The organism is Roseateles sp. L2-2 (assembly GCF_050613215.1).
In the GTDB taxonomy this organism is placed as follows: Bacteria; Pseudomonadota; Gammaproteobacteria; order Burkholderiales; family Burkholderiaceae_C; genus Roseateles; species Roseateles noduli.
In genome coordinates this window covers 2,483,997-2,502,716 of the sequence record NZ_CP192509.1, presented here as the reverse complement: position 1 = coordinate 2,502,716, position 18,720 = coordinate 2,483,997, and the positions used below count along the sequence as shown (strand labels likewise).

15 protein-coding genes are annotated in these 18,720 nt (G+C 68.1%); 5 read left to right on the top strand and 10 right to left on the bottom strand.

From position 1 onward, the window contains the following. Window position 1 precedes the first annotated feature (1 nt). From ACQZ13_RS11255 to ACQZ13_RS11235, 5 genes are all read right to left on the bottom strand, one after another. Window positions 2-1,618, bottom strand: coding sequence for a TIGR03016 family PEP-CTERM system-associated outer membrane protein (locus ACQZ13_RS11255; protein ID WP_431051923.1), 1,617 nt, complete (start codon window positions 1,616-1,618; stop codon window positions 2-4). A 4-nt stretch (window positions 1,619-1,622) separates the two neighbouring features. Further along, the gene (locus ACQZ13_RS11250) at window positions 1,623-2,642 is read right to left on the bottom strand and encodes an XrtA-associated tyrosine autokinase (protein WP_431051921.1); all 1,020 of its coding nucleotides are present in this window, start codon (window positions 2,640-2,642) and stop codon (window positions 1,623-1,625) included. 13 nt (window positions 2,643-2,655) lie between these two features. Then, the gene (locus tag ACQZ13_RS11245; RefSeq protein ID WP_431051919.1) at window positions 2,656-4,248 is read right to left on the bottom strand and encodes an XrtA system polysaccharide chain length determinant; all 1,593 of its coding nucleotides are present in this window, start codon (window positions 4,246-4,248) and stop codon (window positions 2,656-2,658) included. 160 nt (window positions 4,249-4,408) lie between these two features. Beyond that, window positions 4,409-5,047 (bottom strand): XrtA/PEP-CTERM system exopolysaccharide export protein, encoded by a 639-nt coding sequence (locus ACQZ13_RS11240; protein WP_431051917.1) that lies wholly within the window; start codon window positions 5,045-5,047, stop codon window positions 4,409-4,411. Window positions 5,048-5,347: 300 nt separating this feature from the next. Beyond that, window positions 5,348-6,229: a ThiF family adenylyltransferase gene (locus ACQZ13_RS11235; RefSeq protein ID WP_088403730.1), complete on the bottom strand. Its 882-nt coding sequence runs from the start codon at window positions 6,227-6,229 to the stop codon at window positions 5,348-5,350. A gap of 414 nt (window positions 6,230-6,643) precedes the next feature. Here ACQZ13_RS11235 and ACQZ13_RS11230 point away from each other — a divergent pair, with 414 nt between their 5' ends. Continuing rightward, a complete protein-coding gene (locus tag ACQZ13_RS11230) occupies window positions 6,644-7,603 on the top strand; it encodes a PEP-CTERM sorting domain-containing protein (RefSeq protein ID WP_431051915.1) in 960 nt (319 codons plus the stop codon). A 61-nt stretch (window positions 7,604-7,664) separates the two neighbouring features. On the opposite strand, the gene ACQZ13_RS11225 is transcribed toward ACQZ13_RS11230, so the two are convergent. From ACQZ13_RS11225 to ACQZ13_RS11210, 4 genes are all read right to left on the bottom strand, one after another. Beyond that, entirely contained in the window at window positions 7,665-9,083 is a 1,419-nt protein-coding gene (locus ACQZ13_RS11225; RefSeq protein WP_431051913.1) for a TolC family protein, read from the bottom strand. 199 nt (window positions 9,084-9,282) lie between these two features. After that, window positions 9,283-10,491, bottom strand: a complete 1,209-nt coding sequence (locus tag ACQZ13_RS11220) for an HlyD family type I secretion periplasmic adaptor subunit (RefSeq protein WP_431051911.1) — start codon at window positions 10,489-10,491, stop codon at window positions 9,283-9,285. 56 nt (window positions 10,492-10,547) lie between these two features. Beyond that, a complete protein-coding gene (locus ACQZ13_RS11215; protein WP_431051909.1) occupies window positions 10,548-12,947 on the bottom strand; it encodes a type I secretion system permease/ATPase in 2,400 nt (799 codons plus the stop codon). A gap of 19 nt (window positions 12,948-12,966) precedes the next feature. Further along, a complete protein-coding gene (locus ACQZ13_RS11210) occupies window positions 12,967-14,823 on the bottom strand; it encodes a tetratricopeptide repeat protein (RefSeq protein ID WP_431051907.1) in 1,857 nt (618 codons plus the stop codon). 442 nt (window positions 14,824-15,265) lie between these two features. Between ACQZ13_RS11210 and ACQZ13_RS11205 the strand changes: the two genes are divergently transcribed. Beyond that, window positions 15,266-15,787, top strand: coding sequence for a hypothetical protein (locus ACQZ13_RS11205; protein WP_431051905.1), 522 nt, complete (start codon window positions 15,266-15,268; stop codon window positions 15,785-15,787). Here ACQZ13_RS11205 and ACQZ13_RS11200 read toward each other — a convergent pair whose 3' ends face one another. Further along, window positions 15,788-16,300, bottom strand: a complete 513-nt coding sequence (locus tag ACQZ13_RS11200) for a DUF1993 domain-containing protein (RefSeq protein ID WP_431051903.1) — start codon at window positions 16,298-16,300, stop codon at window positions 15,788-15,790. 134 nt (window positions 16,301-16,434) lie between these two features. On the opposite strand from ACQZ13_RS11200, the gene ACQZ13_RS11195 reads away from it, so the two are divergent. From ACQZ13_RS11195 to ACQZ13_RS11185, 3 genes are read left to right on the top strand one after another with little or no spacing between them, the layout of a single operon-like run. Then, window positions 16,435-17,442, top strand: coding sequence for a D-2-hydroxyacid dehydrogenase family protein (locus ACQZ13_RS11195; RefSeq protein WP_088403723.1), 1,008 nt, complete (start codon window positions 16,435-16,437; stop codon window positions 17,440-17,442). Continuing rightward, window positions 17,439-18,095, top strand: a complete 657-nt coding sequence (locus tag ACQZ13_RS11190) for a chromate transporter (RefSeq protein ID WP_431051901.1) — start codon at window positions 17,439-17,441, stop codon at window positions 18,093-18,095. The genes ACQZ13_RS11195 and ACQZ13_RS11190 overlap by 4 nt, the downstream gene beginning before the upstream one ends. Beyond that, complete coding sequence (locus ACQZ13_RS11185) at window positions 18,092-18,712, top strand: chromate transporter (RefSeq protein ID WP_431051899.1); 621 nt, start codon at window positions 18,092-18,094, stop codon at window positions 18,710-18,712. Before ACQZ13_RS11190 ends, ACQZ13_RS11185 begins: the two co-directional genes overlap by 4 nt. Window positions 18,713-18,720 lie beyond the last annotated feature (8 nt).

Here is an 18,720-nt window from a genome sequence, read left to right as displayed (position 1 = left end):
CTTAAAAGCGCTGGGTCAGCGATGCGTAGATCGCGTGTTCCTGATAGCTGGAGGCGAACAGGCTGGTGTCGTCGAACTTCGTCTGGCGCAGGCCGAAGGCCGCGTCGGTGCGCGGTCCCAGCCGGTAGGTGGCGTTGGCCGTCAGGGTGCGCATGTCGTTGCCGCCGAAACCGCCGTCGCCGCGGGAGTTCTGCCGCGAGTAGCTCACGTTGGCGTTGGCCAGCGGCGTCAGCCGGTAGCCCACCGACAGCGTCGCGCCGCGCTGCCGCACCCGGTCCGTCAACGCCAGGTCGCCGGAGCCCACGCCCAGCGCGGAGTTGATCAGCCGGCGGCTGTTGTTGTCGTTGCCGCTGAGCGTCAGCGTCATGCGCTGGCCGGCCCAGATCATGGACAGATCGGTGCGGCGCTGCAGCGTCGCGGTGTTGCTCAGGAAACCGGCGCCGCTGAAGGAGTTCGGATCCAGGCCCAGCGCCGCCAGCAGCCCGCGCACGAAGGCGTCGCGCTTGACCGGATCGGGCTCGACGCCGCCGAACTGCAGGTCCAGCAGCTGGTAGTTGGTCGCCTGTGTCGGCGTCTCGCCGCTGCTGACGCTCTGGCTGCTGTTGGCCCGCACCGAGAACTGCGCCATGCGGTGCTCGAAGGTCAGGTTGTGGCTGGCGCCGTAGCTGTGATGCTGCCAGTCGGCGGAGAGCTTGGTGCGAGGCCCCGGCGACCAGCGCAGGTTGGCGCCGTAGACGGACGTCGTCTCGGGGCCGAAATAGTCGCTGCGCTCGCGGCCGCCGGTGAGGCCCACGCCCCAGTCGATGTCCGGCGCCCAGTTCAACGAGGCCAGCACGCTGGTGGTGCGGTAGTCGATGCCGGTCTGCTCGAAGTGCATGCGGGTCGTCGACCCGCTCAGGCCCCAGTTGAGCTGGCGGCCGACGGGGCCGAACAGGTTCAGCGACAGCGCGCCCTGCTTGCTGTTGCCGCTGCCGCTGGTCGCGCCGGCACCGCCTTCGCTGGTGTCGCGCATCTCGCCCGTCGCGCGCAGCTCGAAGCCGGCGAAGCTGCCCAGCCGGCCGCGCCAGTACGGCGACACCTGCAGGGTGCGGGTTTCGGTACGGTTGGGGCTGTCCAGCGAGCCGTCCGGCGACTGCTGGCCGAAGGCCGAGATCGATTGCTGGCTGATGTTGCCGGTCACGTCCACGAACAGTGCGGACTGCACCAGTTCCGCCGTGAGACGCGTGCTCAGCTGGTTCTGCAGCCGCGCGTCGCGGTCGCTCTTCGTGTAGACGATGCCGTCGAGCGTGTAGTCGAAGGTGCCGCGGATCATGCCGCTGCCGCTGGAGATCGTCAGTCCGGGAGAGACCGTGGTGATGAAGCCGCGGTCGCGCGAGTTGTCAGGCGACAGCGCGAGGTTGTCGCTCCAGGTCTCGGACACGCTGACGCGCGGCGTGAAGGCGATCCCCTTGCGCGCGCCTTCCGCGCCGGTGCCGGCGTCCTGCGCGGCCGACGGCGCGTGGGCCATGGCGGCCGCCAGGCTCAGCACGGCCATGCAGACGCCGCGGACTGGACGGGCCGCGGCGACTGCGGTGACCGGGAACGTCGGCCGGCGGCGGAGGTCGTTGGCCCGCGTCATCGTGTCAGGCCTTGTCCGATGCGCCAGCGGCCGGCGCGCCGTCCGCCGCGTGGCCTTTCCCGTCGGCCTCGCCGTAGCCGTACCCGTAGCCGTAGCCATACCCGTAGCCATAGCCGTAGCCGCTGCTGCGCTTGTTGCTGGCCTGGTTGAGCAGCAGCATCTTCAGCGGGCAATGCTCGATCGCGGAGACCGCCTGCTGCACCGCGCTCTGCGGCGTGCGCTCGGCCTGCACCACGATCACGATCTGGCCCATGTGCGTGGCCAGCACACGCGACTCGGTGGTCAGCAGCAGCGGCGGGCTGTCGAAGATGATGATCCGGTCCGGATAGCGCTTGGCCATGTCGTCCAGCAGCGCGGTCATCGCGTCGCTGGCCAGCAGTTCGGTGGCGCGTGCGTGGGGACGGCCGCTCGGCAGCAGCGTCAGCTTGTCGACGTTCGTCTTGAGCAGGACGCTGGCCATGTCGGCCTCCTTCTCCAGCACGTCGAGCAGGCCCGGGCCGGGCGGCAGGCCCAGCATGCGCAGCATCGACGGCCGCGCGACGTCGGCGTCGACCAGCATCACGGTGCTGTCGAACTCGGCCGCGATCGACATCGCCAGGTTCAGCGAGGTGAAGCTCTTGCCCTCGCCGGGCAGCGCGCTGGTCACCATGATCAGGTTGGCGTGATTGAGCGACGAGGCGCCCTTGTTCATCGCGTTGCGGATCAGCGGGCGCTTGATGTTGCGGTACTGGTCCGCCATCACGGTGCGCGGCGCGTTGGGCGTCAGGAAGCCCTGCGCCGCGAGCGCTTCGAGGTCCAGGTCGACCCGCTTGGAGGTGACGTCCGGGGAGCGGATCACCGCCGGCGCGGCCACGGGCGTCGGCGCGGCGTGGAGCGCCGGCTGAACCGTCGGTTGGGGCACGGCTTGAGGCGCCGGCTGAGGCACCGGGCTGGGCGCGGCAGCGGCCGGCGCCGGGCCGACGTCGACGCCGGCCTGCTTCAGTTGTTCCAGCCGCGCGGCGGCTTGTTCGATCAGGCTCGTCATGTGGAAGCTCCCCTCACCCGGCCTGGCGGCTGATCCAGATGGCCATGCCGATCAGGCCGACCGCATACAGGCTCACCAGGCTGCCCGACGCGACGCCGAAGCGCAGCAGGTCGACCTTCTGGCGGCGCCGGTCCTCGCGCGTCTCCTGGCGCGACACGGCGCCCAGGATCGGCAGCTCCAGACGGTGGCGCAGTTCGTTGAGGTCGTGGAAGACCGGGCGGATCTGGCTCGCGGCGAAGGCCGTGACCAGGCCGGCCAAAGCGGCCACGACGAGGCCGGCGGCCAGCAGCATCAGGCGGTTGGGCGACACCGGCTTGGGCGAGGCGCGCGGCGGATCGATGATGCGGAAGTCGGCGACACCCGAGGTGTTGTCCAGGTCGTTCGACAGCGAGGCCGACTCGCGGCGCTCGACCATCTCCTGGTAGTTCTTCTTGATGATGTCGTAGTCGCGGTTCAGCTGGGCGAACTCGGCCTCCAGCTGCGGCGCCAGCTTGATCGCGCCCTGCGCGGAGCCGTAGCGCGAGCTGTACTCGTCGACGCGGGCGCGGATCTGCGCGACCTCGACTTCCTTGGCCGCGAGGATGCGGGCCAGTTCCTGGTTGGCTAGGCTGTCGTTGGCGCCGCCGGTCGGCACCGGGTTGGCCAGCGCGGCCTTCTGCAGATCAGCCACTTCCTTGCGACGCTGCTCTTCCAGATCGCGGATCTGGCGCTTCACGTTCATGATGTCCGGATGCGCGTCGGTGTAGCGCTGCTGCAGCTGGTCCAGCCCGCGCTTGAGTTCGGTGATGCGGTTGTCCAGCTCGGGCGTCGCGAACTTCTGCGCGCTCTCCTGCATCAGGCTCTGCAGGCTGGTGCCGGGCTGGGCGCGCTTGCGCTCCGCCTCGATCTGCTGGCGGGCGGCGTCGCGGGCGTTGACGGCCTCGCGCAGCTGCAGCCGGGCGGCTTCGAGCTGGTTGCTGGTCTCGGCCAGGCGCGCGGCGGCGTCCTTGCCGTCGGCCTGCGTCAGCTGCAGGTTGCGCAGGCGGAACTCCTTGCGGCGCGCCTCGGCTTCCTCCAGCTTGGTCTCGTAGGTCTTGATCTGCTCGTTCAGGAAGGTCGCGGCGGTCGTGCTGTCCTTGCGGCTGGCGCCCAGGCTGGACTCCATGAAGATCGACAGCAGCGAGGCCACCACCTTCTTCGAGATCTCCGGCGACGAGTCGCGGTAGGACAGCAGGTACAGGTTGTTGGCCGAGTTGCCGGCGGTCTGGATCGACAGGTTGCGCGTGACGCGGTCGATCAGCGCGTCCTGGTCCGACTTGCTGGTCGCCTTCAGGTCCAGGTCGGCCATGCGCACCAGCTTCTCGACGTTGGGGCGGCTGATCAGCGTGCGGCTGAGCATGTTGACCTGCTGCTCGGTATTGGTCAGCACGGCCATGCCCGACATCAGCGGCTTGAGGATGGACTGCGTGTCGACGTAGACCCGCGCGCTGGCCTCGTAGCGGTCGGGCACGACGAACACGACCACGGCCGCGGCGATCGCGGCCAGCCAGGAGGCGATCAGCCCCGGCCAGCGGTAGCGCCACATCCGCTTGAACACGGCCATCAATTGCGCGATGAGGGAATCCATGCGGCGATCTCGGTTGCACCGGCGGGAGCGCCGGCGGGGCCCGGTTCGGGGCGGGCCTGTACTGCTGAAGGTTCTGGAAGCGCGGTCGTCGACCCCGGGGCCGTCGCCTGGACGTCGCCGCCGGCCCGGAGGTCCGCGCGCGCGGCCGTCCGGGCGGGGATCAGAAGAAGCTCTGCGGAATGATCAGGATGTCGCCCGGGCGCATCTCGACGTTGGCGGACACGTCTCCGCGGCGGATCAGGTCCTTGAGGCGCACCGAGTACTGCTTGTTGCCTTCGGCGGTGCGCAGGATGGAAGCCGAGTTGCCCGCGGCGAAGTCGGTCAGGCCGCCGACGGCGATCATCACGTCCAGCAGCGTCATCTTCTGCTTGTAGGGCAGGAACATCGGCTTGGCGGCTTCGCCGACCACGCGGATCTGCTCGCTGTACGGGCCCACGAAGCTGGTCACGATCACGGTCACCACCGGATCGCGGACGTACTTGCCGAGCTGCTTCTCGATATCGCGGGCGACCTCGACGGAGTTCTTGCCCTGCACCGGCATCTCGTCGATCAGCGGCGCGGCGATCTTGCCGTCGGGGCGGACCGGCACCGTCAGCGACAGCTCCGGGTTGCGCCACACGATGATGTTGAGCTGGTCGCCGGCACCGACGACATAGCTGTAATCCGCCTGCGACGCCGCGATGGGCGCGGGCGGCAGATTGCCGGTGGTCGAGCAGCCGGCGAGCACCGCGGCGGCGGCCAGCAACGCAGCGTGTGCCGCCTTGATGGAAGCGATCTTCAATCCAGTGTTCTTCATCATGTCCACCCCTCTGGAAGCTGACCGGATTGCACCTCAGCGCGCACGGGTGTGGAACCCCCTGGACTGAGGGCGATCCCTCCCTGGCGTGATCCAATTCCGTGCTAGCGGATCGGCGTCGGGAACCGATCGGATACAACCCCGAAACAACTCGGCGCGCGGCGCGTCGAAAACCCGGCAGGAAGCGCCCCGGAACCGCTCGCGACAATCCTTGAAACAAACCTTGCAGGATCCTTTGCTGGACCCTTCACGCGCCCCTTCCGGAAACCTCACGGCCCGATCCAGACCGGCGCTCATCGCGGCCTATTTTCCACGCAGTACCGGCTTGATCAACGCAATCAGCAGGCGCTGCAGCGGATGGGCGTTCCCCCAAGGTCGCCAGGTGTGCTTGAGCTTGCCCCGATAGGCATCGAAGTGCATGCCCCAGGGGGCCGCGCGCAGGTCACCGCGATTCAGCAGCAGCTTCAGCACGCTGGTGCCCATGAGCCCGGCGCACAACTCGCAGGCCATACCCGTGGAGGGGCCGCGCTTCTCCTTGAAGTTGACCGCCTCCGGGGCGACCAGATACTGGCGACTGAGCATTGCCGGCGATACCCCGGCGATGAAGCGCGCATACTGGTCCTCGTGGTCTCGGCCCTCGACCTGGAAATAGTCGTCGAAACTCATGCCGGTCGGGCTGAAGTACAGGAAGGCGGTCCCCATTCCCAGAGGGGCGGCGGTCATCGCCGGGATGCCCAGCTCACGGCAGCGGCGGAAAACCTTGCGGCGCACTTCGAGGACGAAGAAGTCGAGGCTGTCGACATACACGTCGACGCCCTTCAGGAATTCATCGAGGTTGGCGTCGGTGACGCCCTCGCGGAAAAGGCGGATGTCGCTTTCCGGATTGATGTCGCGGGCCATTTCCGCCACCACCTCGATCTTCGTGCGCCCCATCGACGACATGAAGGCCGCGGCCTGGCGATTCATGTTGTGGACGTCGAACTCGTCGAAGTCGGCGATATTGAAGTTGGCAATCCCCAGGCGCGACAAGGTCAGCGCGTGCGCACCGCCCACGCCGCCCAATCCGGCGATCGCCACGCGAGCCCGGCGCAGCCGCTGCTGCTCGTCCTTCGTCACCCAGCCGATATTGCGCGAGAACGCGCGGTCGTAATCGAAGACGAATCCGGAGGGGTTGTCTCGCGTCATGGGATCTCCCTTTATTTGAATCGCACCGCCAGCGGATCGCGAGGAACCGGCTGTTGCGACGCAGTCGGCGAGTATGCGCCGGCACCATGACGGCAAAGGCCGGAAAAGCTCGGAAAGACACGGCGGTCGACGTCCTCATGGGACTCACGTCGCAAGGTCAGCCACCCGACCCCCTTCGCGACTCGCCCCCTCGACAACCCTGACACCCCCCTCGAGACCCCCCGATATGCGGGCCAGACCGCTGTCGAGAAACTTGACAGGATCCGTAGAAGATTCCCGCATCTGAATGTTAAGTCATTGATTTCAAATGAAGAAAGATGCCTGGCACGGTACTCGCTTTGATGTCCGCCAAGAAGCCGGCACGTGCCGCTTCCTAACGTGCTTCTGGCAAGACGCATCCTCAAGGAGAGACACATGTTCAAGCAAGCAAAGCTCGCACTGGCCGCCCTGGTGGTCGCTGGCGCGGCGCTGCCGGCGATGGCCGCCCCGTTGTTCATCAACACCGGGACGGACTTCCTGCTGCAACCGGACGGTTCCACCCGTACCAGCAACTTCTCGGCGCTGGGTTACACCGGCACCCTGGCCACCTCGGTCTATCTGGGCAACCCGGCCATCCCCGGCACGTCCGTGATCGACACCAACCGCCAGGTGACGATGGACAGCTTCGGCTTCCCGTCGATCAACGGCATGGCCAACCCCGGCGTCCCCGGTGAAAACTTCCGCTACCCCGGCGACCCGGGCGAGAAGAACATCGACTCGCTGAACAACTCGGGCACGAACCAGAACGGTTTCGTCAAGGGCGACAGCTTCCCGACGTACGGCGTGGGCGCCGGCGCTGACGGCCGTGGCGGCACCTGGGGCCTGACCTACAGCTATGACCTGTTCGGCCAGACCATCGACACCAACGGCGACGGCTTCTCCGACAGCGTCGCCTACACCGGCGGCGTGCTGAACCTGATCTATCAGGGCGGCCCGGCGGATCCCAACACCGGCAAGACGGTGCTGAGCCTGAAGGTGACCGGTTCGAACTCGCAGCTGAACAACCTGTTCATCAGCGGCATCGTCGACTACAGCGCCAACGGCGGCGACGTGTTCGTGCAGGACTTCTTCAACTCGGGCACCGGCCTGGGCACCCTGTACAGCAACTGGCTGCAGAACAACATCTCGGTCAGCTGGATCCTGGACACCAACGTCAACCCGCCGGTTCCGGCCCCGGGCGACCTGGTTCAGACCAACACCGGCGCGCTGATCCGTCAGTCGACGCTGGACGGTTCCGTCGTGATCAACGTGCCGGAACCGGGCTCGCTGGCCCTGGTCGGCCTGGCCCTGGCCGGTGTGGGCTTCGCCCAACGCCGCCGCGCCCTGCGCAAGTAATTCGGTTCACCCGAATGCAAAAGCCGCCCCTCGGGGCGGCTTTTTTCATTGGAAAGGCGCTTCAGCGCAGCGGCGTCACGACGCCGCGGCCTTGCGACCAGATGATCGCCACCACCTGCTGCGCGTCGTACAGCGCGTTCACGTGGGCGATGCGGTTGGAGTAGTAGTCCCCTTCCGCCGCCATCACGTCGAACAGCGAGCGCTTGCCGAGCTGCTGCCACTGCTGCAGCGTGAACCCGCGCACGCGTTCGCTGCTGCGCAGGATGTCGACGAGCCGGCGCGAGCGGTCGAGCGACGAGGACGCTGCCTCGTACATCTCCTGCACGCGATAGCGCTTGGCCTCGATGGTCTCGTCGCGCTGCAGCGATGCGGCCTGCGCGCGTCGGCGCGCCGAGGTCAGCGCCGAGTCGGCGCCCGGCTGCACGATCGGGATGTTGACGGTGACGCCGCCTATCCAGTCGGTCTGCCGCGCCTGACCGATCGTCGAGTTGCCGCTGACCAGCAGGCTCACGCTGGGCTGCTGCCCGGCGCGCACCGATTCCGCATAGCTGCGCTGCGCCTGGGCCTGGGCCGCGGCGGCGGAGACATCGGGCGAGACCATCACGTCGGCCAGCATCTCGTTGAGGTCGGGCAGGCGCGCGAGCACGGAGCTCATCGCCGCGCCGCGCGGCAGCTCGTCGCCGACGAAGCGCTTCAGGCGCACCTCGGTCTGGCGCAGCGCCGAGGTCGTCTGTTCATACGACAGATCGGCCTGCTGCAGGCTCTTCTGCGCCTGCACCAGCTCGCTGGCGCGGCCGCGATCGGCCCGGGTGATGATTTCGAGCGCCTCGACCAGGCAGGACATCTTGCGCACGTACTGGCTGTACACCTGCGCCTGCAATTGGTAGCGGCCGCGGTCCAGCGCGAGCGACACGGTCTGGAGGGCGACCTGCTCCTCCGCGCTCGACTGCCCGTACCGCGCGGCTTCGAGCAGCTGCGAGCGCCATTCGGTGAGCTTGGTGATGCGGCCCGAGTCGTAGATCGGCGCGGTCACGCTCAGCGAGCCGCGTCCCTGCAGGCCGCTGGAGTTGTCGATCGAGCCGTTGCCCGGCACGACGGTGCCGGTGTGGCCGGCCGTCAGGCCCATCGTGACCGTGGGCAGCCGTTGCGCCTTGGCTTCCTCGAAATCGGCCTCGGCCGCCTGCGTCAACAGCCGCGTGGCGCCCAGCGCCTTGCTGCGGTTGAGCGAGCGGTTCACCAGGTCCTGCAGCTGCGCACGCGGATCGGAGTCGGCGACCTCCAGCAACGCCGTGTCCTTGGCGGACAGCTGCGCGGCCGGGAGCGTGCGCTCGTCGGAGCAGCGGCTGGGCGGCGGATCCTGAGCCCAGGCGGAGGCGCTGAAGGCGCACAGCGCCGTCAGCACGACGGTCGCGCCGGCGGTCAGTCGGAAGGACGAGACGGAGGCCTGCCGCGGGCTGCGGCGACTGGTGGTTGCGGTCATGGTCACGCGTACTGCAAGCAATTTCCCATGGGCTCTACTGGACCATTCCGGCGGGGAATCGAAGCGTGGATAAGCGGCGCGCAACCGGACTGTTCGTGACCTTCAGACGTGGCTTACAAATGAAACCGCCCGCGTGAAGCGGGCGGGCGGGCGCAGGGGGTGGGCGGGCGAGAGGCGACGGCGCGAATGCGACGCGGGGTCAACGTTCCCGGAGCGCTTCCTTCGACTTCAGCATCGGACGCAGGAGGTAGCTCAGCACGGAACGCTCGCCGGTGCGGATGTCCACCATCGCCGTCATGCCCGGGATCACCGGCAGCGGCTCGCCCTTGGCGCGCAGCGTGTTGCGCTCGGCCGTGATCACGACGCGGTAGTAGGTGCCTTCATTGTTCTTCTCGGTCTCGCCGAGCGCGTCGGGGCTGACGTACTCGATCTTGCCGTGCAGGCCGCCGTTAACGTTGAAGTCGTAGCCGTTGAGCTTGACGATGGCCGTCTGCCCGACCTGGATGTAGCCGATGTCCTTGGGCTTGATCCTCGCCTCGATCAGGATGCGGGGACCGATGGGGACGATCTCCATGATCGGCGTGCCGGACGTGATGACGCCGCCCACGGTGTTCATCTTGATGTTCTTGACCAGGCCCTTGACCGGCGATTTCAGCACCGACCGCGTGACCGCATCGCGGCGCACGACCAACTGCTCATCCAGCTGCGCAAGGTCGGTCTGCGCCTTCGACAGCTCGGAGCTCGAATCCTGGCGGAAGCGGCTGATGCGCTCGTTGCGCTGCTGCTGCAGTTCGTTGACCTGGCGCGTGACGCGCATGACCTCGACGTTGGACATCAGGCCCTTGGACGCCATGTCCTGCGCCATCTTCTGCTCGGTGGCGAGCAGCCCGATGCTGCGGTTGATGCTGGCCGTGGCCTCCTCCAGGACACGGCGGCGCGTCTCGAAGACCTCGGACTCGCTGTCGACGAGTCGCTGCACGCCCTTCACTTCGTCCGGGAACTTCAGCGGCACGCCGAGTGCCTCGGCGCGCAGTCGCGCGACCTGCGCCATCAGGCCCAGGCGCTTGGCCTGGCTTTCGTTCTCGGCGGCCTCGGCGCGCGTCGGATCAAGCTCGGCCAAGGCCTCGCCGGCCTCGACTTCCTCGCCCTCATGGACCAGCAGCTTGCCCAGCGTGCCGGACTCCAGGCTGGCGATGACCTGTTCCTTGCCGTCGGGCACGATGCGTGCGTCGCTGCGGGTGACCTCGTCGACGGTCGCGATCGACGACCAGGCCAGCCCCACCAGCAGCACCGCGGCCATCAGGTAGAGCGCCCAGACGGCGCGCGGCAGCGGCTCGTCGATCAGCGCCGACTGGACGCTGCCGACGAACAGGCCTTCTTCGCGGCTGAGGGTGCGGGACTGCGACATGGAGGAGGACTTCAGAACGGAGGTCGGGCGGACAGGACGTGGACGTCAGGCGGACGTCAAACGGACGCCGCGCGGTTCAGCGCCTGCGCGGCCGGATGGACGTGCACGGGGGCGCCTTGCGGTTGCTGGCCGGCTTGACCCGGCTGGGGCTGTTGTTGCTGCGGCTGGCCGGGCGGACGGGCGCCGGACAGCGCCGCCAGCACCTGATCGCGCGGACCGTCCATGACGAGGCGGCCGGTGTCGACGACGACGATGCGCGACACCAGTTCCAGCACGGCCGGACGGTGCGTGACCATGATCAGCGTGCAGTCGCCGGCGGCGTCGCGCAGCTGGCGGAGGAAGGCGATCTCGGACTGCGCGTCCATCGAGCTGGTCGGCTCGTCCATCAGCAGGATCTGCGGCTTGGTGACCAGGCTGCGCGCGAGCGCCACCAGCTGGCGCTGGCCGCCGGACAGCAGCGAGCCCATTTCGCCCACCGGCAGGTCCCAGCCCATCGGATGGCCGGCGACGACGCGGTCCAGGCCCGTGAGCTTGGCGACCTCGACGAGCCGCTGCGCATCGACGTGACGCCCCATCAGCACGTTGTCGCGCAGCGTACCGTGGAAGAGCCGCGGCTCCTGCGAGACGAAACCGACCTTGCTGCGGAACTCGGCCGGATCGACCTGACGCAGGTCGATGCCGTCGATCTCGACGTGGCCCTCGGTCGGCTGGTAGAGGCCCGCCAGCATGCGCAGCACGGTCGACTTGCCGCTGCCGATGCGGCCCAGGATCGCCAGACGTTCGCCCGGCTGCACGCGCATCGTGACGTTGCGCAGTACCTTGGGCGACTGCGCGTCGCCCTGTGCCGGATAGGAGAAGCCGATGTCGTTCAGGCCGATGCGGCCGGTGATCTGGTTCAGCGGGACGTAGTTGCGGGTGGAGTCGCGCTCCACCGGCGCGCTCATCACCGAGTTCAGCGACAGCATCGCCGCGCGGGCGCCCTGGTAGCGGGTCGCCAGGCTCACCAGGCTGTTCAGCGGCACCGTGGCGCGGCCGGCGAACATGACCGCGCCGATCAGCGCGCCGGCGCTGATGACGCTCTCGTTGATCAGGTACACGCCCCAGACCAGCATGACGAGGTTGATCGCCTGCTGCATGGTCATCGAGATGTTCATGCTCCAGCTGGCCATGGTGCGGGCCTTGAGCGCGGACTCCGCGACGATGGCGGTGCTGTGCTCGTAGCGGCGCAGGAATCGGCCTTCGGCGCCGGTGGTCTTCAGGTCCTCGAGGCCTTCCAGCGCTTCCACCAGCGTGCCGTGCAGGTCGGCGGCCTCGGTCATGTTGGTGCGCATCGCGCGGCGCAGGTAGCCTTGGATGCCGAAGCTCATCAGCAGCATCAGCGGGATGGCGATCAGCAGCACCCAGCCCAGCGGACCGCCGATGATGAAGGTCATCGCGACGAAGAGGATCACGAAGGGCAGGTCCGTCAGCACCGACATCGTGGCGGAGGTGAAGAAGTCGCGCACGACTTCGACCTGGGCCAGGTAGTGCGCGTAGGAACCAGCCGACGCGGGTCGATGTTCCATGCGCACGCCCAGCGTCTGGCGGAACAGCTTGGCGCCGACGATCAGGTCGGTCTTGCGGCCGGCGAGGTCGATCAGGTGCGCCCGCAGCTGGCGCGCGAAGAGGTCGAAGACCAGCGCCAGTCCGGCGCCGACCGCCAGGGTCCACAGCGTGACGAAGGCCTGGTGCGGGATGACCTTGTCGTAGATGACCGAGGTCACCAGGCCCGACACCATCATGAGCACGTTGCTCAGCAGCGCGGCGAGCATCGCCGAGCGGTAATACGGGATGAAGCGCTTGAGCGTGCCGAACAGCCAGTGCGAATCGGCCTGCAGCAGCGGGGTGTCGTCGTCCTTGGCGCCGCTGATCGGCTTGGCCTGCGAGACCTCCTGCGGCGCGATCGCGAGGATGAAGCCGCTGTATTCCTGGTCGAGCTCGGACGCCGGGGCGACGCAGCTGGCGGCCTCGGGCCCGGGGAACACGACCTCGTAGCGGACGGCGCCGGAGCCGTCGTCGTCCAGGCGGCGCACCAGCACGCAGGCGTCGCCGCCGTTGAGCAGCAGCACCGCGGGCAGCAGCAGCTGGTTGATCTCCTCGATGCCCTTGCGCAGCAGGCCGGCGTTGTAGCCGGCTTCGCGCATCAGGCGGATGGCCTGATCCGGGCTGAGCGCGCCTTCGACGGGCGCGCCGGCGCGCAGCGACTCGACCGAGCGGGCGCGGCCGTGATGCTGCGTCAGCCAGGACAGGCACTGCAGCAGCGGATCGATCGCCGGCTGCTGCGCCAGGTCCGCGAGCGGGTCGTGCGGCGCGTCCGGAATGCCGGGCGCACGCTGGCCGTCTTCCGCGGCCAGGCGCAGGCCGGGGCCGCGGGCGCGCTGGTCACCGTCGAAGAAGGGGTCGTGGGGCCGGGTCATTGATCAAATCTTGTCAATTTCAGCTTCTATGTGCGAGTGCCAATTGCTCGAATTCGCGCTCGATGTCACGAACGATGGCTGGCATGTCGAAAAGTGCGCTGTTGCGCCCTTCGTCCCGCAGATAGCGCTTGTAGGACTTCGCGCGGCCCGGATTGAGGCCGATCTGGATGGCGCGCTGGACGTATTCCTCCACCGAGAAGGTGATCAGGTCCGGCAGGCCGACGGCGGTCAGCAGGCTGCCGCACATGCGGGAGATGTAGCTGCGGCCGGAGCGGGTCAGGATCGGGGTGCCCATCCAGAGGCAGTCGCTGGCGGTGGTGCCGGCGTTGTACGGGAAGGTGTCCAGCACCAGGTCCGGCAGTTGGAAGCGCGCCAGGTAGTCCGGCGGCGCGACGCGCGGGGCGAAGATCAACCGCGAGGCGTCGATCCCGGCGGCCTCGGCTTCGCGCCGCAGGTTGGCCTTGGCCCACTCGTTGTCTGCCAGGAGCCACAGGACCGAATTCGGCACGCCGTGCAGGATGCGCATCCAGGCGCCGAACATCTCGGCGTTCATCTTGTGGTTGTTGTTGAACGAGCAGAAGACGAAAGCGTCTTCGGGCAGCTCGTACTGGGCGCGGGTGGGGTCGGCACCGATCTCGCGCTTGCGGTCGCTGACCTGGTAGCAATGCGGCAGGAAAATGGGCTTTTCGCTGCAGTACGGCAGGTATTCGGGCGGCATCGTGAAGCGATCGGCCAGGATCCAGTCGACGCCGGGCAGCAGCGAGGTCGCCGGCAGGCCCAGGTAGCTCACCTGAACCGGCGCCGGGCGGTGCGCCAGGATGTTGGGGCGGGCGCCGCTGGTCAGGCCCTGGAGGTCGACCAGCACGTCGATGCCGGCCTGTGCGATCAGCTTGGCGGCGGTCGCGTCGTCCATCGCGTTCAGGCGCCAGACCTTGTCCATCGACATCAGGATGCGCTTGCGCAGCGAAGTGCCGTCTTCACGACTCCAATCGAAGGCATGGATCTCGAACTTCTCGCGATCGTGCAGCTCGTACAGCTCGGCGGTCAGCAGACCGACGGCATGCATGCAGAGGTCGCCGGAGAGGTAGCCGATCTTGATCTTGCCGCCCTGTTCGCGGGCGGCGACCGAGACCGGATGGCGCCAGAGCGCGTCCTTCTGCTTCGTCACCTTCTCGTGGACGAAGCGCTGGGCGGCGCCCATCTGCAGCGCGGGGTCGTCGGTGGCGCTCAGCGTCGCCAGCAACGAGGTCGCAATCAGCAGCTTGTTATGGGTAACTTCGCCGAACGCCTGATAAACCGGCCACTTGCACTGCTTCTGACGGATGTGCACGTAATGCTGCATCACGTCCGTCTGGTCCGGATTCAAGGTGAGGCTGCGCACCATGAGCGCCTCGGACTCGTCATAACGACGCTGCACTTCCAGCAGCCGGGCGGCGTTGTTGAAGGCATGGGTGCGCAGGCCGGTCTGGTCGGCGCCCAGCGCCTCCATCGGGCCGGCGCCCTCGTACACCTCGCGCCAGGCGTCCAGCGCCTCGTCGACGCGTGTCAGATGCTCGAGTTGATGGCCCAGGTTCAGGCGCGCCTGCGCGAAGGTCGGGCTGATCGCCAGCGCCTGGCGGTAGACCTGCTCGGCGCGCTCATGCTGCTGGATGTTGCCCAGCACGGTACCCCAGTTGTAGAGGGCGACCAGACGCGCCGCAGGCGGCTGGCCCTCGTGCGACAGCCAGGTCTCATACAGATGCGCGGCGGCATCGCCGAGATTCTGGCCCTGGAAGAAGTTGCCGCGGTCCATCAGCTCCGGCAGGGGGAGCGAACCCTCGCGGGCACGGGTCAGCAACTGCTCCCATTCCTGGGCCAGCGGGGCGGGAACGCTCAAGTTCGGCATGCTGGGGCGGGCGATGTCCATGTGATCGGGCTTTCGGGGCACGGTGGCGCGGATCCGGCGGACACGACCGGACATGCCGGCTCGGGCCCTCTGGCCGCCTGTACGGGATTGTGTCCGTGCGTTCCGGAAGGCATCCCGGCAAATGGACGGTGCCGACCGTCTATTTCCCTGCCTGGGAACCCTGCCCTGGACGCGCCGCGGACACCGGCGGCACGCCCATTCAGCCCGTTATCGGCCGCCGGAGTGAGAACTTGAGCACGATTTGAGGCCACCGTCACGGCCTTTTCGGCGCTTCTTGTTACAGGTCCGACTTCCACAATCGTCTCGCGATCCGGGCCTTCAAGAGTCTGGACGCCGCGCGATAGAGCAAGCCCGCAAAAGGGACGTCGAGGGACGCGCGTTCGATCAACCAGGACAAGAAGAACGCAAGCCCATGAAAGCGATTCCGAGTCTGTCCCGATGGGATGAGATCGTCGAGGCGGCGGAAGCGGTGGAAGCCGTGGAGCCGGACGATTTCGAAACGCGCGCGGTGGACACCCAGTCCTGGGTGGAGCCGGCCGGCCGCCTCGGTGGTGCCGGGGGCGCGGCGATGAACGATGCGCCGACGCGGCGGCGCAACGGGGATTCCATCTTCCAGAGCCTGATGCGGCTGTGGCCCGGCGAAGGCCGCCGGCCCCAGGCCAGCGCGCGGGCGATGGCCAAGCTGCGCACGGCCTTCCGAGCCAGCGTCACCGACCTGGCCGGCGAGGCCGATCCGGACGCACAGGAGCGCGTGACCGCCCTGCTCCGCCACATCGTCCATGCGCGGCATCCGCAGGACCTGTGGCACCTGCGGACGGCGATCTACACGGAAGTGGCCCGCTGCTTCGACCAGGCGGAAGCCGAAGCCCGCCTGATCGCGCTCAACCGGCAGCTGGAACAGGGCAAGAGCCTGCTCCGCCGGCTGCTCGGCTGATCACTTGGGCTGAGGCTGACCCAGGAAGTCCATCTTGCCCAGCGGCACGCCGGCGTTGCGCAGCAGCGCGTACAGCGTGGTGGCGTGGAAGAAGAAGTTGGGCAGGTTGTAGAAGCGCAGGAAGTCCTGACCTTCGAACTTCAGCGGCTCCTTGTCGCGACGCGGCACGCTGACCGCACGGGCCTCGGAGCCGTTGATCTGTTCGGGCGTGACCGTCTTGATGAAGTCGCGGGTCTTCTGGATGCGCTGGATCAGTTCCTCCAGGCTGGCTTCGGTGTCGGGCCAGCTCGGCACCTCGATGCTGGCCAGGCGCGCGGTGCCGCTCTTGGCGGCGTCGCTGGCGATCTGGACCTGGCGCGGCAGCGGCAGCATGTCGGGCGCCAGGCGCAGCGTCAGATAGACGGACTCGTCGAAGCCCTTGGCGAGGGCGTGATCGCGCGCGGTGCGGATCCAGGTCTGCATGTTGCTCAGCATGCGGTCGAACACCGGCACGGTGGCGGCGTACATGTCCATGGAAGTCTCCTTGTCTGGGTGGGGGGATGCGATGCGGGCCGGATGCTAGTGCCTGTTCCGATCTGTTGCACGACGCTCGCCCAATGGCCTTGGGGTGACCGATTCAGGCGAGTAGGATCGGTGCCCGCACGCCTATGAACATCATCATCCTCGACGACTACCAGGACGCCGTGCGCAAGCTCCCTTGCGCCGTCAAGCTGGACGCGCTGAACGCCAAGGTCTTCACCAACACCGTCAAGGGCATCGGACAGCTGTCGGTCCGGCTGCGGGACGCCGAAGTGCTGGTGACGATCCGCGAACGCACCCACTTCCCGCGCCAACTGCTGGAAAAGCTGCCCAAGCTCAAGCTGATCTCGCAGACCGGCCGCGTGGGCAAACACATCGACGTCGACGCCTGCACGCGGCTCGGCATCGCGGTGGCCGAAGGCGGCGGTTCGCCCATCGCCCCGGCGGAGCTGACCTGGGCGTTGATCATGGCGGCGATGCGGCGGCTGCCGCAGTACATCTCGACGCTCAAGCACGGCGTGTGGCAGCAGTCGGGCTTGAAGTCCGGCTCGATGCCGCCGAACTTCGGCCTGGGCATGGTGCTGCGCGGCAAGACGCTGGGCATCTGGGGCTACGGCAAGATCGGCCAGCTCATCGCGGGCTACGGCAAGGCCTTCGGCATGCAGGTGCTGGTCTGGGGCAGCGAGGCCTCGCGCCTGCGCGCGCAGGCCGACGGCCACCAGGCCGCCGACAGCCGGGAAGCCTTCTTCGAACAGGCCGACGTGCTGACGCTGCACCTGCGGCTGTCGGACGAGACGACCGGCATCGTGACGTCCGAGGACCTGGCGCGGATGAAGCCGACCTCGCTGTTCGTGAACACCTCGCGGGCGGAGCTGGTCGCCGACGGGGCGCTGGTGTCAGGCCTGAATCGTGGCCGGCCGGGCATGGCGGCGGTCGACGTGTTCGAGTCCGAACCGATCCTGCAGGGCCACCCGCTGCTGCGCCTGGAGAACGCCGTGTGCACGCCGCACATCGGCTACGTGGAGCAGGACAGCTACCAGATGTACTTCGACGCGGCGTTCGACAACGTCCTGAACTACATGGCCGGCAAGCCGAGCAACATCGTCAACCCGGACGTCCTGAAGGGGAACCGGTGAGCGCGGGGACGCCCTCCGGACCGCCCTCCTCCCCTGAAGGCGCCGCGGCGGACGCCGCGCCGCCTCCGAGCCCCGCCCCGCTCTCGCAACCCGAGTCCCTCTCTCACCTGTTCTGGGCCTTCACCTGGCTGGCGCTGCAGGGCTTCGGCGGCGTGCTGGCGGTGGCGCAACGGGAGCTGGTCGAGCGCCTGAACTGGATGACGCGCGAGGAGTTCGTCGAGACGCTCGCCGTCGCGCAGGTGCTGCCGGGGCCCAACATCGTCAACATCTCGCTGATGATCGGCGACCGCTTCTTCGGTCTGCGCGGCGCGCTGGTCGCGCTCGCCGGGATGATGCTGTTTCCGGCGGTGATCGTGCTGATCCTCGCAGCCCTGTCGACGACCTGGCTGGCGTCGCCGCGCATGACCGGCGCGCTGCGCGGCATGGGCGCCGTGTCGGCCGGACTGATCCTGGCGACGGGCTTCAAGCTGCTGCCCTCGCTGAAGAAGAACCCGATCGGCCTCGCGCCGGGACTGGCGCTCGCGGCGCTGGTGTTCGGCGCGACGGTCTGGCTGAAGCTGCCGCTGTTCTGGATCGTGCTGAGCGTCGGCGGCCTGGGCATGACGCTGGCGCTGATCGCGCTCAAGCGCGCCCGCGCGGGAGTGCGCGCATGAGCGCCGTCGCCCAGGTCGGCGCGCAGGTGGCGCAGGTGAGCGCTCATGCCGGATGGACGCAGATGCTGGTCGGCACCCTGAGCTGGTCCGAACTCGGCGCGCTGATGCTGCATTTCCTGATGCTGTCGCTGCTGTCGATCGGCGGCGCGATCACGACGGCGCCGGACATGCACCGCTACCTGGTCGACGAACGCCACTGGCTGACGGACCAGAGCTTCACCAGTTCGATCGCGCTGGCGCAGGCCGCGCCGGGTCCGAACATCCTGTTCGTCGCAGTGCTGGGCTTCAACGTGTCCGGCCTGCTGGGCGCGGCCGCGGCGATGGCCGGCATCCTGCTGCCGTCGACGACGCTGGTCGTCGCGGCGACGCGCTGGGCGCGCAACAACCGCGAGCACCTCGGCGTTCGCGCGTTCACGGTCGGCATGGCGCCGCTGACGCTGGGCCTGATGATCGCGACGGGCTGGCTGCTGGCCGCGCCCTACCTCGTCGAGCCGTCGCACCGCTGGGCGACGCTGGCGATGATCGTCGCGACCGTGGTGCTCACGATGCGGACCAAGATCGGGATCGTGTGGATGGTGCTGGCGGGTGGCGTGCTGGGCGCGCTCGGGGTCGTTTAGAGACCGGG

Excerpts from the sequence above, each read along its gene's own strand:
- ACQZ13_RS11255 (WP_431051923.1), bottom strand. The coding sequence starts at position 1,618 with ATGACGCGGGCCAACGACCTCCGCCGCCGGCCGACGTTCCCGGTCACC.
- ACQZ13_RS11250 (WP_431051921.1), bottom strand. The coding sequence starts at position 2,642 with ATGACGAGCCTGATCGAACAAGCCGCCGCGCGGCTGGAACAACTGAAG.
- ACQZ13_RS11245 (WP_431051919.1), bottom strand. The coding sequence starts at position 4,248 with ATGGATTCCCTCATCGCGCAATTGATGGCCGTGTTCAAGCGGATGTGG.
- ACQZ13_RS11240 (WP_431051917.1), bottom strand. The coding sequence starts at position 5,047 with ATGATGAAGAACACTGGATTGAAGATCGCTTCCATCAAGGCGGCACAC.
- ACQZ13_RS11235 (WP_088403730.1), bottom strand. The coding sequence starts at position 6,229 with ATGACGCGAGACAACCCCTCCGGATTCGTCTTCGATTACGACCGCGCG.
- ACQZ13_RS11230 (WP_431051915.1), top strand. The coding sequence starts at position 6,644 with ATGTTCAAGCAAGCAAAGCTCGCACTGGCCGCCCTGGTGGTCGCTGGC.
- ACQZ13_RS11225 (WP_431051913.1), bottom strand. The coding sequence starts at position 9,083 with ATGACCGCAACCACCAGTCGCCGCAGCCCGCGGCAGGCCTCCGTCTCG.
- ACQZ13_RS11220 (WP_431051911.1), bottom strand. The coding sequence starts at position 10,491 with ATGTCGCAGTCCCGCACCCTCAGCCGCGAAGAAGGCCTGTTCGTCGGC.
- ACQZ13_RS11215 (WP_431051909.1), bottom strand. The coding sequence starts at position 12,947 with ATGACCCGGCCCCACGACCCCTTCTTCGACGGTGACCAGCGCGCCCGC.
- ACQZ13_RS11205 (WP_431051905.1), top strand. The coding sequence starts at position 15,266 with ATGAAAGCGATTCCGAGTCTGTCCCGATGGGATGAGATCGTCGAGGCG.
- ACQZ13_RS11200 (WP_431051903.1), bottom strand. The coding sequence starts at position 16,300 with ATGGACATGTACGCCGCCACCGTGCCGGTGTTCGACCGCATGCTGAGC.
- ACQZ13_RS11195 (WP_088403723.1), top strand. The coding sequence starts at position 16,435 with ATGAACATCATCATCCTCGACGACTACCAGGACGCCGTGCGCAAGCTC.
- ACQZ13_RS11185 (WP_431051899.1), top strand. The coding sequence starts at position 18,092 with ATGAGCGCCGTCGCCCAGGTCGGCGCGCAGGTGGCGCAGGTGAGCGCT.